Below are 13,013 nucleotides of genomic sequence, written 5' to 3' on the forward strand. Positions count from 1 at the left end.
GGCGTCAGGCCAGCCTGGCGCAGGCCTCGCGGATGGCGGCGCATCCCTGGCGGATATCGTCCAGCGATGCGGCGAACGACAGCCGGAACGTGCCCGGCGCGCCGTAGGCGTGGCCGTCGATGACGGCCACACCGGCTTCGCGCAGCAGGTAGTGCGTGAAATCGGTATCGGTGGCGATCACATCGCCGGCCGGCGTCTTCTTGCCCAACAGGCCCGAGCAGTCCGGAAAGACATAGAAGGCGCCCTGCGGCACGACGATGTCCAGGCCCGGCGCGCCGGACAGTTCGGCGATCGCCAGGTCGCGGCGTTCGCGGAACACCTTGGCAAACTCGACAACGCAGTCCTGCGGGCCGGTCAGGGCTTCCAGCGCGGCCGCCTGGCTGACCGACGAGGCGCCCGACGTGCTTTGCGATTGCAGGATCGCCATCGCCTTGATGAGTTCGTCCGGACCGGCGCCATAGCCGATGCGCCAGCCGGTCATGGCATAGGCCTTGGACACGCCGTTGACCACCAGCGTGCGCGCGGCCAGGTCCGGCGCCACCTGCAACGGGTGCACCGTCGGCTCGCCCGTGAAGTTCAGGCGCGCGTAGATGTCGTCGGTCATCAGCCAGACGTGCGGATGGCGCTGAAGGACCTCGGCCAGGCCGCGCAGCTCGTCCGCGCTGTAGACCGATCCGGTGGGATTGCTGGGCGCATTCATCATGAGCCACTTGGTGCGCGGCGTGATGGCGCGTTCCAGCGCTTGCGGCGTCACCTTGTAGTCCGTGGCGGGCGACGTTTCCACGGCAACGGGCACGCCGCCGTTGACCAGCACCATGTCCGGATACGACACCCAGAACGGCGCCGGGATCAGGACTTCGTCGCCGTCGTTCAGCGTGGCGGCCAGGCCGTTGAAGATCACCTGCTTGGCGCCCGTGCTGACGATGACGCGCGCGGCCGGATATTCCACGCCGGTGGCTTCCCGCAGATGGGCGGCCGCGGCCTTGCGCAGGGCGACCGTGCCCTGCGCCGGCGGATACTTGGTCTCGCCGCGGTTCATGGCGGCGGTGGCCGCCTGGCGAATGTGTTCGGGCGTGGAGAAATCCGGCTCGCCGATGGTCAGGTCGATGATGCGGCGGCCCTGCTCGCGCAGTTCGGCAATGATGGCGCGCGCGGCTACGCTGGGCGACAGCTTGATGCGCTTGATGCGGTCGGCGACGATGCTCATTGGGCCGCCCCCGTCTTTTCGGCCAGGGTCTTTTCCAGCCACGGCTTGGTGTACGTGCCGGCGCGCAGCTTTTCCTTGGCCACGGCTTCGTCGGCTTCCTTCTTCAGGGCCAGGGCCAGCACCGCGCTGGCATGTTCGGCCGGGATCACCACCACGCCATCGGCGTCGCCCACGATCACGTCGCCGGGCTGGACCACCTGGCCGCCCACCGACACGGGCACGTTGATCTCGCCGGGGCCGTCCTTGTAGGGACCCTTGTGCGACACGGCGCGCGCAAAGCAGCCGAACTCGCCCTGCGCGAACACGTCCGCGTCGCGCACGGCGCCGTCGATCACAAAGCCTTCGATGCCGCGCGACTGCGCGTCCATCATCATCAGTTCGCCGACGAGCGCATTGCTGGTGTCGCCCGCGCCGTCCACGACGATCACGTCGCCCGCGCCGCCCAGCGAAATCGCCTTGTGGATCATCAGGTTATCGCCCGGACGGGTCTTGACGGTGAGCGCCAGGCCGACCGTGCGGCGCGTGCCGCCATGCAGCGGCCGCAGGCCCGACACGCCATACAGGCGGTTCATGCAGTCGCTGATCTGGGCCGAGCCGATGCTGGCGAAGCCGGCCAGCACGTCGGCGGCGACGGCCGGCCCAGGCCGGGAAAGTATGCGATATCCGATGGGATTCATAAGGGAAGTCAGGTGTGAATGCGGGATGCGTTAAAGCGAACCTGCATTACAAAGCCGCACAAGCCTTTCCTCAAAACGATATAAATTCCCATCGATCCACGAATTTTTTTCGTGGATTTCAGGCCTTAAGGGTTATCCCTTATTCGTGCATCCGGGTGCGGACGGCCTTGGACAACGCCGTCAATCGTCCCCGCCGGCCGCGCTGCGCGCCTCGGACAAGGCCACCGTCAGATGCATGACCTTCTTCTTCAACTGGTCGCGCTCGTCGGTCAGCCTGGCCAGCAACTGCCGCAGCCGCGCAATTTCGGCGGGCATGTCCTCGATGCTTTCAATCGGCACCTCGGGCGGCGCCTCGCGCGGCGCCGGCGCCTTGGCCTGGCGCACTTCCCTGGCGGCCTGCTGCAGTTCCTTGCGCCCGCCGGCCACGGCCGCGGCCTGGCGTTCGGCGGGCAGCGACGCCACCGCCGCCGCGGCGTTGATGGAAATCGCGCCCGCTTTCACGGCGCGCACCAATTCGGGCGCCGCGCTCTTCTGGATTTTCTCGATCTGGCCCAGCGTATTACTGCTGATGCGGGCGGCGCGCGCCAGCGCCTGGCGGCTGGGCACGGCCGGCTTCCAGTTCGTGTTGGCCGGCATGCGGGGCGCGGCCCCTTCCTGCGCCGGAGCGTCCTCATCCCAGGGCGGAGAGCCGTCATCGGGCGGTCCGTCCTGCGGCGCCCCCTCGACCGGCGCTTGCTCGGCGGCGGTCCGCGCCTGCAGGATTTCCTTTTTGCGCAACGCCAGCACGCCGCGCTGGAAGTCCGACACGCTGCGCCGGCCCAGGTGGTTTTCGATCATCCACAGATGCACGTCGTCCATGGACTTGAAGTGCGTGTTCTGCGTCGTGCGGAACGGGATGCCGTGCTTCATGCACAGCGCATAGCGGTTGTGGCCGTCGATCAGCAGGTCGCCCCACAGGACGAGGGCGTCGCGGCAGCCTTCGGCCAGCAGGCTGCGCTCCAGCGCGGCGTGCTCGTCTTCGGTCAGCGGGTCTATATAGGCGCGCAGGCCTTCATCTATCCTGATATCCATGGTGTCCAAATCGTGTACGGCCCCGCCCTACGCCAGCCCCTGCCCGCGCAGCACGTCCTGGATCGCCGCCAGGCGCGCGACCGGGTCGGTCAGCCCCAGCAGCGTGGCCTTGTCGTCCGGCGGCAGCGGCAGCAGTTCGCACCAGCGGTTCGCCACCCAGCCGCAATCGTCCAGCCGGAACGGCGGCGCCAGCGGCATCTTCCGGGCGGGCACGCCTTCCTGCTGCCACTGGGCCACCAGCCGGCCCAGCGCATCGGCGCTGCCCTGCATGGCCGCCGGCACGGGGGTGGGCGGGTCATCGGGAATGGGCTCGGTCTCGCCCATCCAAAGCCCGTATTTTGCCACCTCGCTGGACCGCAGCCGAAAGCGCGTGGTGCCCATGCAGCGGATTTCCAGCAGGGCCGGCATGGGCGCTTCCCAGGTATCCACGCGCGCCATGGTGCCCACTGGAGACAGCGTCTCCACGCCTTCCGGAGAGCGCACCTCGCTGCCCGCCAGCAGCCCCACGATGCCGAACTCGGCGCCCTGCGCGATGCTGCGGCGGATCATGTCCAGATAGCGCACCTCGAAGATGCGCAGATGGACGACGCCGCCCGGAAACAGCGGATTGGATAGCGGAAACAAGGGAATCAGCGACATGGCCGCCTCCAGTTCATGTCACGTGGAAGACATCTTCCACGGGCACCTGCAGGTGAAAAAACACGTTACGCCGCCACCGTTTCGCGGCAGACTCCCATCATAGGCCCGTTTCGCGGCTCGCCTTGGCCAGGCGCGCGCACCGGCCCCCATCCCGCACGGAGACATCATGCCCCAGCTATCCGCCTACCTCAGTTTCGACGGCAATTGCGCCGAGGCCATGCGCTTTTATGAACGTGTGCTCGGCGGCCGCCTGGACGCCCTCGTCCGCTATGCGGATGCGCCCGCGGACGCCGCCATGCCCGTGCTGTCCGACGAGGACGCCGCGCGCGTCATGTATGCGCGGCTGACGCTGGACGAGCAGACGCTGCTGGCCAGCGACGCCACCGCCGGGCACCCGTATCCGGGCAAGCAGGGCGTGGCGCTGGCGCTGGCCTATCCCACGGTGTCCGACGCGCACCGCGTGTTCGACCAGTTGGCCGAGGGCGGCAGCGTCACCCTGCCCCTGCAAAAGACGTTCTGGGCGGAAGCCTACGGCGCCCTGATCGACCGTTACGGCACCCGCTGGATGGTGAGCGGCGGACGCCTGAGCCACTGAGGGCGCGGGCGGCCAGCCCGGGCGGCCGGCCCGGCCCTCAGGGCCGCGCTGCGCCCTGGCCGCCCGGCCGGTGCGCCGCCAGCACCTCGTGCAGCGCCTGCGCCGCGCCCTGGAGCACCGGCACCGCGCGCAGCAGATCGTCCAGCATGACCCGCGCCGTGGGCGCATGGCAGGCCACCGCCGCGACCACGCGGTCTTCGCCGTCGCGCACCGGCACCGCCACCGCGCTCATGCCGCGCACGAATTCCTCGTTGTCGATGCCGATGCCGCGCGCGGCCAGGCGCTCCAGTTCCGCTTCCAGGCGGGCCGGATCGGTCAGCGTGCGCGGCGTATTGCGCGTGAGCGGCAGCCGCGCCAGCACGCGGCTGCGCTCCAGCCGGTTCATCGACGCCAGGAACAGCTTGCCGCTCGCGGTGCAATGCATGGGCACGTGGCTGCCCACCGCGAAAAACAGGCGCAGCGGCTCCGACGTCTCGACGCGTTCCATATAGACGACCCGGTCGCCGTCCGGCGCGGTGAGGTTGCAGGTCTCGCCCAGCGTGCCCACCAGCTTGGTCAGCACCGCGCGGCAGGCGCGCGTGAAGGCGCAGGCGCGCAAGGTGGCAAGCGCGAGCGAGGTGGCCTGCGGTCCGGGCACGAAACCGTTTTCGGTGGGCGTGGCCGCCACGTAGCCGGCGCGCTGCATGGCGGCGAGCAGCCGCATCAGCGTGGTCTTGGGCATGTCCAGCCGCTGGGCCAACTGCGCCAGCGTGGGCGGATGCTGGGCGCGGGCCAGGTGATCCAGCACCAGCAGCGCCCGCAACGACCGCGCGGCCTCCTGCTGCCCGCCCGCGTCGTCGGCGCGGCCATCGGCCGCCTGGTCCGATGCTGCACTGCGATTTTGAAACCGAAGCTGCATGTTCTGTTCCATTTCTCCGCCCCTGCGCGTGTTGTGCTTTGTTCTGTGCGCGCGCTTCCTAGAATCGCCTCAGATGCCCGCCCGGTCCGCATGGCGTAGCGCGGACCGCGGCCCTGCCGGACAAATATAAGGGAGACCGCGTGGAAATGTCCGATACCGTCGATTACATCGTGGTGGGCGCCGGCTCGGCCGGATGCGTGATGGCGAACCGGTTGAGCGCGGACGGCGCGCATGCCGTCTGCCTGCTGGAAGCCGGCCCCCGGGATACCTATCCGTGGATTCATATCCCCATCGGCTACGGCAAGACGATGTTCCACAAGGTCGTGAACTGGGGCTTCTACACCGACCCCGATCCGAACATGCTGGGCCGCCGCATCTACTGGCCGCGCGGACGCACGCTGGGCGGCTCCAGCGCCATCAATGGCCTCATCTACATCCGCGGCCAGCAGGGCGACTACGACGCCTGGGCCGACGCCGGCAATCCAGGCTGGAGCTGGGACGACTGCCTGCCCTGGTTCCGCAAGCTCGAAAACAACGACCTGGGCCCCGGCCCCACCCGCGGCACGCAAGGCCCGCTGAATGCCACGTCCATCAAGTCGCCCCACCCGCTGGTCGAAGCGCTGATCGGCGCCGCCGGGAAACTGGGCATCCCGCACCTGCGCGACTTCAATACCGGCGACCAGGAGGGCGTGGGCTACTACCAGCTCACCACGCGCCGCGGCCGCCGCTGTTCCACCGCCGTGGCCTACCTGCGTCCGGCGCAGGACCGGCCCAACCTGCGCATCGAGACCGACGCGCACGCCATGGCCGTGCTGTTCGAAGGCACGCGCGCCTGCGGCGTGCGCTACCGCCAGGGCGGCCAGGTGCGCACCCTGCGCGCGCGGCGGGAGGTGGTGCTGTGCGCCGGGGCGCTGCAATCGCCGCAATTGCTGCAGCTATCGGGCGTGGGCCCGGCCAGCCTGCTGCGCGAATTCGGCATCGGCGTGGTGCGCGACCTGCCCGGCGTGGGCGAAAACCTGCAGGACCACCTGCAGATCCGCCTGATCTACGAGACCACCCGGCCCATCACCACCAATGACCAGTTGCGCACGCTGACCGGACGCCTGCGCATGGGGCTGCAATGGCTGCTGCTGCGCAGCGGCCCGCTGGCCGTGGGCATCAACCAGGGCGGCCTGTTCTGCCGGGTCGATCCGGCCAGCCGCACGCCCGACACCCAGTTCCATTTCGCGACGCTGTCGGCCGACATGGCCGGCGGCAAGGTGCATCCGTTCTCGGGCTGCACCTATTCCGTATGCCAGCTTCGCCCGACCTCGCGCGGACGCGTGCGCCTGCGCAGCGCGGATCCGTTCGAGGCGCCGTCGATGCAGCCCAACTACCTGTCGACGGAGCTGGACCGCCGCATGGCCGTCGCCGCCGTGCGCTATGCGCGCCAGGTCGCCGCGACCGAGCCGCTGGCCGGCCTGATGAAACGCGAGTTCCGCCCCGGCGCGCACGTGCGTTCCGACGACGAGATCCTGCACTTCTGCCGCGAATACGGCGCCACCATCTTCCATCCGTCGGGCACGGCCAAGATGGGCCCGCGCAGCGATCCCATGGCCGTGGTCGACGCGCGGCTGCGCGTGCACGGGGTGTCGGCGCTGCGCGTGGTGGATTGCTCGATCATGCCCACGCTGGTCTCGGGCAACACCAACGCGCCCGTCGTGATGCTGGCCGAGCGCGCGGCGGATTTCATGCTGCAGGACGTGCGGCAGGCGCGTGCGCAGGCCGTGCGCGCGCCGGCCCGCGTGGCAATGACGGACCCAGGATAGGAATCGCATATCGCATATCGCATATCGCAGACAGACCCGGTCCGCGGCAACGCAGAGTGCCCGGCCGACCCACCAAAGGAGACTAGACATGGCCAAGCAAAACGAAGCGGCGGTGCGCAAAGTCGTCACCGCCTCGCTGATCGGCGCCACCATCGAGTGGTACGACTTTTTCCTGTATGGCGTCGTCGCCGGCATCGTATTCAACAAGCTGTACTTTCCGGCGGGCGACCCGCTGGTTTCCACCATGCTGGCCTATACGACCTTTGCCGTCGGCTTCGTGACGCGGCCATTGGGCGGGCTGATCTTCGGCCATTTCGGCGACCGCATCGGCAGAAAGAGCATGCTGGTGATGACGCTGATGATCATGGGCGTGGCCACTTTCCTGATCGGCCTGGTGCCCACCTACGAGACCATCGGCGTCTGGGCGCCCATTCTTCTGCTCCTGCTGCGCGTGTTCCAGGGCATCGGCCTGGGCGGCGAATGGGGCGGCGCGGTGCTCATGGCGTATGAATACGCCCCGCCCGACAAGAAAGGCTTCTACGCGTCGCTGCCGCAGATCGGCCTGGCCATCGGGCTGTGCCTGGCCTCCGGCACCGTGGCGCTGCTGTCCGTCTTGCTGACCGACGAGCAGTTCATGGCCTGGGGCTGGCGCGTCGCGTTCCTGGTGTCGGCCGTCATGGTGGCCGTGGGCATGTACATCCGGCTGAACATCAAGGAAACGCCGGAGTTCTCGGCGGTCAAGGCGCAGAACGCCGAGAGCCGCATCCCCTTCATGGACATGATGCGGCGCTATCCGGGCAACGTGGTCAAGGGCATGGGCGCGCGCTACATCGACGGCGTGTTCTTCAACGTGTTCGGCGTGTTCTCGATCTCGTTCCTGACGCAGACCGTGCAGATCACGCGAACCGAGGCGCTGATCGGGGTGATGGCCGCGGCGCTGGTCATGTGCTTTTTCATCCCGTTCTTTGGCCGGCTGTCCGACCGCATCGGGCGCACCCGCGTGTATTTCTGGGGATCGCTCATCACCGCGGCCGCGTCCTTCCCGGGGTTCTGGATGATGATCAACAGCGGCGGCAACGTGATGCTGATCTGGCTGGCCATCATCATCCCGTTCGGCATCCTGTACGCCGCCGTCTACGGGCCGGAGGCCGCGCTGTTCTGCGAGCTGTTCGACGCCAAGGTGCGCTACACCGGCATTTCCTTCGTCTATCAGTTCTCCGGCATCTTCGCCTCCGGGATCACGCCCATCATCGCCACGGCGCTGCTCAAGACAGGCGGTGGCCAGCCCTGGCTGATCTGCCTGTACGTGATGTTCGCGGGCGTGGTGTCGGCGGTGTGCGCCTGGCTGATCGGCCGCGGCAGGCAGCCGGCCGAGCTGGACGGCGCCAACCAGCCGTCCATGCAGGCGGCCGGCCTGCGCAAGGCGTAGCCGGAAGGCCGGCCGCGCCTCAGTCCCGCGCGGCCTGCGGCGGCTGCTGGGCCGGCCAGCCGCCGCCCAGCGCCTTGAACAGGGTCGCCAGCGCCGCCTGGCGCTGCGCACTGACGTCGATGTAGGCAATCTGGTCCGTGTACGCGCTGCGCTGCGCGTCCAGATAGCGCAGATGGCTGTCCACGCCGCCCCGGTAGCGCGCCTCGGACAGGCGCATCGCGACCAGGCTGGACTGCGCCAGCGCGCGGCGCGAGGCCTCTTCGCGCCGCAGCGTCTCGGTGGCCACCAGCGCGTCGGACACCTCCCTGAACGCCGTCTGGATGGTCTTTTCGTACTCCGCCACGGCGATGTCCTTGCGCACGGTCGCCAGGTCCAGATTGGCGATGTTGCGCCCGCCGGCAAAGATCGGCAGCGTGATCTGCGGCGTGAACGACCAGGCGCGCTGGCCCGAGTCGAACAGGCCCGACAGGTCCGCGCTGGAACTGCCGAACAGGCCGGTCAGCGAAATGCTGGGAAAAAACGCCGCCCGCGCCGCGCCGATGCTGGCATTGCGCGCCTGCAACTGACGCTCGGCGGCCAGGATGTCCGGCCGGTTCTCCAGCAGGTCCGACGGCGCGCCGGCCGCGATCTCCTGCACCAGCATGGGCGCATCCGCCGTGCGCGCGGGCAGATAGGGAGACAGGTCGCGCACGCCCACCAGCAGGCCCAGCGCGTTGCCGGCCTGCCGGACCTCGCGGTCCATGCGTTCCAGCTCGGCGCGCGACTGTTCGGTCAGGCCCAGCGCCTCCTGGTAGTCCAGGGCGGTGGCCGTGCCCGCCTGGCGGCGCTTGACGATCAGTTCCAGCGACGCCTCGCGGCTGGCGAGGGTCTGGCGCGTGACGTCCAGGCGCCGCTGCGCGCTGTCGCGGGCCACGTAGGCCTGGATCACCTCGGCCACCAGGCTGATCTGCGCGCTGCGCGCGGTGGCCTCGGTCGCCAGGAACTCCTGCAGGGCCGCATCGGACAGGCTGCGCACCCGCCCGAAAAGGTCGATCTCGAACGCCGTGAGGCCCACGCCGGCCTGGTAACTGCTTTGCACGCCGGACGAGCCGGTGGTGTTCAGGTCGCCCGGCACGCGCTGGCGCGTGCCCGTGCCCTGCGCGTCCAGGGTCGGCAGCCGGTCCGCGCGCGTGATCTGGTACTGCGCCCGGGCGGCTTCGATGTTGAGCAGCGACTGGCGCAGGTCGCGGTTGTTCTCCAGCGCCAGTTCCACCAGCTTGCGCAAGGCGTCGTCGGTGACGAAGGACTGCCAGTCCAGCGTCGTCGCGGCCGAGCGCCCGGGACCGGCCGTGGCGTTGCCCCAGTGCTCGCTTACCGGGGAGGCCGGGCGTTCGTAGACCGGGGCCATCGAACAACCGGCCAGCGCCGCGGCAAGGACCAGCGCGGAAATCCGCAAGGGAAAGAAGGTCTGCATCATGGATTACTCCTGCACCGTGCGCGGCGCGGCGGCGGATGCCGGCGAGGACTTGCCCCGCCACCGCTGCACCAGCGACAGCACCCACACGAAGAAGATGGGGACGAAGATCACGCCCAGCAGCGTGGCGGTCAGCATCCCGCCGATCACGCCCACGCCCAGCGCGCGCTGGCTGGCCGCGCCCGCGCCGGTGGCCAGCGCCAGCGGCACCACGCCCAGGATGAACGCCAGCGACGTCATCACGATGGGCCGAAAGCGCAGCTTGGCGGCCTGGATGGCGGCGTCGGCCAGCGTGTGGCCCTGTTCGCGCAGGCTCTTGGCAAACTCCACGATCAGGATGGCGTTCTTGGCCGCCAGGCCGATGATGGTGATGAGGCCCACCTTGAAGTACACGTCATTCGACATGCCCAGCAGGGTCACCGCCAGTACCGAGCCCAGGGCGCCGATGGGCACGATCAGCATCACGGAAGCCGGAATCGCCCAGCTTTCGTACAGCGCAACCATCACCAGGAACACCACCAGGAAAGCCAGCGCGAACAGCATGGGCGCCTGCGAACCGGCGAACTTCTCCTGGTACGACAGGCCCGTCCACTCGTAGCCGATGCCCTCGGGCAGTCCGGCCACGATGCGCTCGATCTCGGCCATCGCCTCGCCGGTGCTGCTGCCCGGCATCGCGTCGCCCGCGATCTTGAAGGCCGGATAGCCGTTGTAGCGCGAGATCTGCACCGGCCCGGTCTCCCAGTCCGTCTTGACGAACGCGCTGAGCGGCACCATCCCGCCCGTCTTGTTCGGCACGTTCAGCTGCAGGATGCTTTCGGGCGTCATGCGGTCGCGCACGTCGGCCTGGACCACCACGCGCTGCAGGCGGCCGGCATTGGCGAAGTCATTGATCGTGGCCGACCCGTAAGCGGACGAGATCGCCGTGCTGATCACGTCGAACCCCACGCCCAGCGCCTCGGCCTTTTCGCGGTCGATGTCCAGCCGCAGTTGCGGCGCATCCGCCAGGCCTTCCATCATGGCGTAGGCGATCACCGGCGAACTGTTGGCCTGCGCCAGCAACTGGTTGCGGGCGTCGGTCAGCGCCGCGCGGCCCAGGCCGCCGCGGTCCTGCAGCCGCAGCGCGAAGCCGCCCGAATTGCCCAGCCCGTCGATGGGAGGCGGATTGACGGCCATGACCGCGCCGTCGTCGATCGCCGCAAAGCGCGCGTTCACGCTGTCGGCCACGTCGGTGGCCGATTGGCCCTCGCCGCGCTCGGACCAGTCCTTGAGCGTCGGGAACGCGATGCCCGCGTTCTGGCCGGTGCCCGAAAAGCTGAATCCCATCACGGTGAAGGCGTCGCCCATCGCGTCCAGCGACAACAGGTGCTCCTCCACATCCGCCACCACCTTGTCGGTGCGCATGTGGGTCGCGCCCGGCGGCAACTGCACGTCGACGATGACATACCCCTGGTCTTCCGGCGGCACGAAGGACTCCGGCACGCGCACGTACAGCACGGCCAGCACCGCGACAATGGCGACGTAGATGACCATGTAGCGGCCGGTGCGGCGCACCAGCCGCGAGTTCAGCGCCTCGAAGCGGCCCGTCAGGCGGTTGAAGACGCGGTTGAATCCGCCGAAGAACCCCTTCTTTTCCTCGTGGTGGCCCTTCGGGATAGGCTTGAGGAACGTGGCGCACAGCGCGGGCGTGAACGTCAGCGCCAGGAACCCCGAGAACAGGATCGACACCGCCAGCGACAGCGAGAACTGCTGGTAGATGACGCCGACCGACCCGCTCATGAACGCCAGCGGCAGGAACACCGCCGACAGCACCAGGGTGATGCCGACGATGGCGCCGGACACCTGCTCCATGGCCTTGACCGTGGCCTCGCGGGGCGACAGGCCCTCCTCGGCCATGATCCGCTCCACGTTCTCGACCACCACGATGGCGTCGTCCACCAGGATGCCGATGGCCAGCACCATGCCGAACATCGTCATCATGTTCACCGAGAAGCCCAGCACCGACATCACCGCAAACGTGCCCAGCAGGCACACCGGCACCACGATGGTCGGGATCAGCGTGTAGCGGAAGTTCTGCAGGAACAGGAACATCACCAGGAACACCAGCACCATCGCTTCCAACAGCGTGTGCACCACTTTCGTGATCGCCACGCTGACGAACTTGGACGTGTCGAACGGCACCGAATAGGCCACGTCCTCGGGGAACGAGGCCGACAGTTCCTGCAACCGGGCCTTCACGGCCTTGACGGTGTCGATGGCGTTGGCGCCCGGCGCAAGCTGGACCGCCGCGCCGACCGACTTCCTGCCGTTCAGGCGCGTTTCGAAGTCATAGCTCTGGCGGCCGACTTCCAGCCGCGCCACGTCGGCCAGGCGCACGGACGAACCGTCCGGATTGGCGCGCAGCACGATGCGGCCGAACTCCTCGGGATTGTCCAGCGTGCCCTTGACGGCCAGCGTCGCGGTCAGCTCCTGTTCGGGCGCGCCGGGACGGCTGCCGAAGCTGCCGGCCGGCACCTGCACGTTCTGCGCGGCGATGGCCGCGTTCACGTCGGCCACGGACAGGCCCAGGCCCAAGAGCTTCTGCGGGTCGATCCAGACGCGCATGGCGGCTTCGGCCCCGAAGAACTGCACCTTGCCCACGCCGTTCACGCGGCGGATCTCGTTGTTGATGTGGCGCGCGGCGTAGTCGGACAGCTCCACCACGTCCTTGTTCGCGTCATCGCCCTTGTACGTCAGGGCATAGATCATCAGGAAGTTCGAGCTGGCCTGCTCGACCTGCACGCCCTGCTGCGTCACGGCCGTGGGCAGGCGCGCCTCGGCCTTCTTGATGCGATTCTGCACGTCCACCTGCGCCAGGTCGGGATCCGTGCCCGGCTCGAACGTGACGGTGATTTCCGCGCTGCCGCTGGAACTGCTGGACGACTCGTAGTACAGCATGTTCTTCGCGCCGTTCAGCTCCTCTTCGATGACGCTGGTCACCGAATCGACCAGCACGGTCGCGGACGCGCCGGGATAGGTGGCCGCGATGGTCACCTGCGGCGGCGCCACCTCCGGAAACTGCGACACCGGCAGCGACGGGATCGCCAGCAGGCCGGCGAGCGAAATGAAAATGGCCACCACCCAGGCGAAATTGGGGCGGCCAATGAAAAACTTGGACATGTTCTACCTTCGGGTTTGCGCGCGATGCATCGCAGGCTGCTTACACAGGCCGATCAAATAGCCGATCAAACAGAGGCCGA

At 68.5% G+C, this 13,013-nt stretch carries 10 protein-coding genes; 3 read left to right on the plus strand and 7 right to left on the minus strand.

Annotated features, from left to right (window positions below; genetic code table 11):
* Positions 1-4 precede the first annotated feature (4 nt).
* The 4 genes from BXA00_RS25430 to BXA00_RS25445 form a co-directional block, all read right to left on the minus strand.
* Positions 5-1,207: an aminotransferase class I/II-fold pyridoxal phosphate-dependent enzyme gene (locus BXA00_RS25430; RefSeq protein WP_076521148.1), complete on the minus strand. Its 1,203-nt coding sequence runs from the start codon at positions 1,205-1,207 to the stop codon at positions 5-7.
* The gene (locus BXA00_RS25435; protein ID WP_076521149.1) at positions 1,204-1,884 is read right to left on the minus strand and encodes an RraA family protein; all 681 of its coding nucleotides are present in this window, start codon (positions 1,882-1,884) and stop codon (positions 1,204-1,206) included. The genes BXA00_RS25430 and BXA00_RS25435 overlap by 4 nt, the downstream gene beginning before the upstream one ends.
* Before the next feature lie 180 nt (positions 1,885-2,064).
* Positions 2,065-2,955, minus strand: coding sequence for a hypothetical protein (locus BXA00_RS25440; RefSeq protein ID WP_076522120.1), 891 nt, complete (start codon positions 2,953-2,955; stop codon positions 2,065-2,067).
* A 27-nt stretch (positions 2,956-2,982) separates the two neighbouring features.
* Positions 2,983-3,594 (minus strand): LON peptidase substrate-binding domain-containing protein, encoded by a 612-nt coding sequence (locus BXA00_RS25445; protein WP_076521150.1) that lies wholly within the window; start codon positions 3,592-3,594, stop codon positions 2,983-2,985.
* A gap of 166 nt (positions 3,595-3,760) precedes the next feature.
* Between BXA00_RS25445 and BXA00_RS25450 the strand changes: the two genes are divergently transcribed.
* Positions 3,761-4,189 (plus strand): VOC family protein, encoded by a 429-nt coding sequence (locus BXA00_RS25450; RefSeq protein WP_076521151.1) that lies wholly within the window; start codon positions 3,761-3,763, stop codon positions 4,187-4,189.
* A gap of 37 nt (positions 4,190-4,226) precedes the next feature.
* Here BXA00_RS25450 and BXA00_RS25455 read toward each other — a convergent pair whose 3' ends face one another.
* On the minus strand, positions 4,227-5,099 hold the full coding sequence (locus BXA00_RS25455) for an IclR family transcriptional regulator (RefSeq protein ID WP_076521152.1): 873 nt from the start codon (positions 5,097-5,099) through the stop codon (positions 4,227-4,229).
* Positions 5,100-5,233: 134 nt separating this feature from the next.
* Here BXA00_RS25455 and BXA00_RS25460 point away from each other — a divergent pair, with 134 nt between their 5' ends.
* Both BXA00_RS25460 and BXA00_RS25465 read left to right on the plus strand, forming a co-directional pair.
* Positions 5,234-6,895, plus strand: a complete 1,662-nt coding sequence (locus tag BXA00_RS25460; protein WP_076522121.1) for a GMC family oxidoreductase — start codon at positions 5,234-5,236, stop codon at positions 6,893-6,895.
* Positions 6,896-6,983: 88 nt separating this feature from the next.
* Complete coding sequence (locus BXA00_RS25465; RefSeq protein WP_076521153.1) at positions 6,984-8,324, plus strand: MFS transporter; 1,341 nt, start codon at positions 6,984-6,986, stop codon at positions 8,322-8,324.
* A 19-nt stretch (positions 8,325-8,343) separates the two neighbouring features.
* Here the strand turns inward: BXA00_RS25465 and BXA00_RS25470 are convergent, their stop codons facing one another.
* Together BXA00_RS25470 and BXA00_RS25475 are read right to left on the minus strand one after the other, a co-directional pair.
* Positions 8,344-9,780: an efflux transporter outer membrane subunit gene (locus BXA00_RS25470; RefSeq protein WP_076521154.1), complete on the minus strand. Its 1,437-nt coding sequence runs from the start codon at positions 9,778-9,780 to the stop codon at positions 8,344-8,346.
* Positions 9,781-9,783: 3 nt separating this feature from the next.
* Positions 9,784-12,933, minus strand: a complete 3,150-nt coding sequence (locus tag BXA00_RS25475; protein ID WP_076521155.1) for an efflux RND transporter permease subunit — start codon at positions 12,931-12,933, stop codon at positions 9,784-9,786.
* Between the last annotated feature and the right edge of the window lie 80 nt (positions 12,934-13,013).

The sequence above is a fragment of the Achromobacter sp. MFA1 R4 genome (genome assembly GCF_900156745.1).
Lineage (GTDB): Bacteria > Pseudomonadota > Gammaproteobacteria > Burkholderiales > Burkholderiaceae_B > Achromobacter.

Excerpts from the sequence above, each read along its gene's own strand:
- BXA00_RS25430 (WP_076521148.1), bottom strand. The coding sequence starts at position 1,207 with ATGAGCATCGTCGCCGACCGCATCAAGCGCATCAAGCTGTCGCCCAGC.
- BXA00_RS25435 (WP_076521149.1), bottom strand. The coding sequence starts at position 1,884 with ATGAATCCCATCGGATATCGCATACTTTCCCGGCCTGGGCCGGCCGTC.
- BXA00_RS25440 (WP_076522120.1), bottom strand. The coding sequence starts at position 2,955 with ATGGATATCAGGATAGATGAAGGCCTGCGCGCCTATATAGACCCGCTG.
- BXA00_RS25445 (WP_076521150.1), bottom strand. The coding sequence starts at position 3,594 with ATGTCGCTGATTCCCTTGTTTCCGCTATCCAATCCGCTGTTTCCGGGC.
- BXA00_RS25450 (WP_076521151.1), top strand. The coding sequence starts at position 3,761 with ATGCCCCAGCTATCCGCCTACCTCAGTTTCGACGGCAATTGCGCCGAG.
- BXA00_RS25455 (WP_076521152.1), bottom strand. The coding sequence starts at position 5,099 with ATGGAACAGAACATGCAGCTTCGGTTTCAAAATCGCAGTGCAGCATCG.
- BXA00_RS25460 (WP_076522121.1), top strand. The coding sequence starts at position 5,234 with ATGTCCGATACCGTCGATTACATCGTGGTGGGCGCCGGCTCGGCCGGA.
- BXA00_RS25465 (WP_076521153.1), top strand. The coding sequence starts at position 6,984 with ATGGCCAAGCAAAACGAAGCGGCGGTGCGCAAAGTCGTCACCGCCTCG.
- BXA00_RS25470 (WP_076521154.1), bottom strand. The coding sequence starts at position 9,780 with ATGATGCAGACCTTCTTTCCCTTGCGGATTTCCGCGCTGGTCCTTGCC.
- BXA00_RS25475 (WP_076521155.1), bottom strand. The coding sequence starts at position 12,933 with ATGTCCAAGTTTTTCATTGGCCGCCCCAATTTCGCCTGGGTGGTGGCC.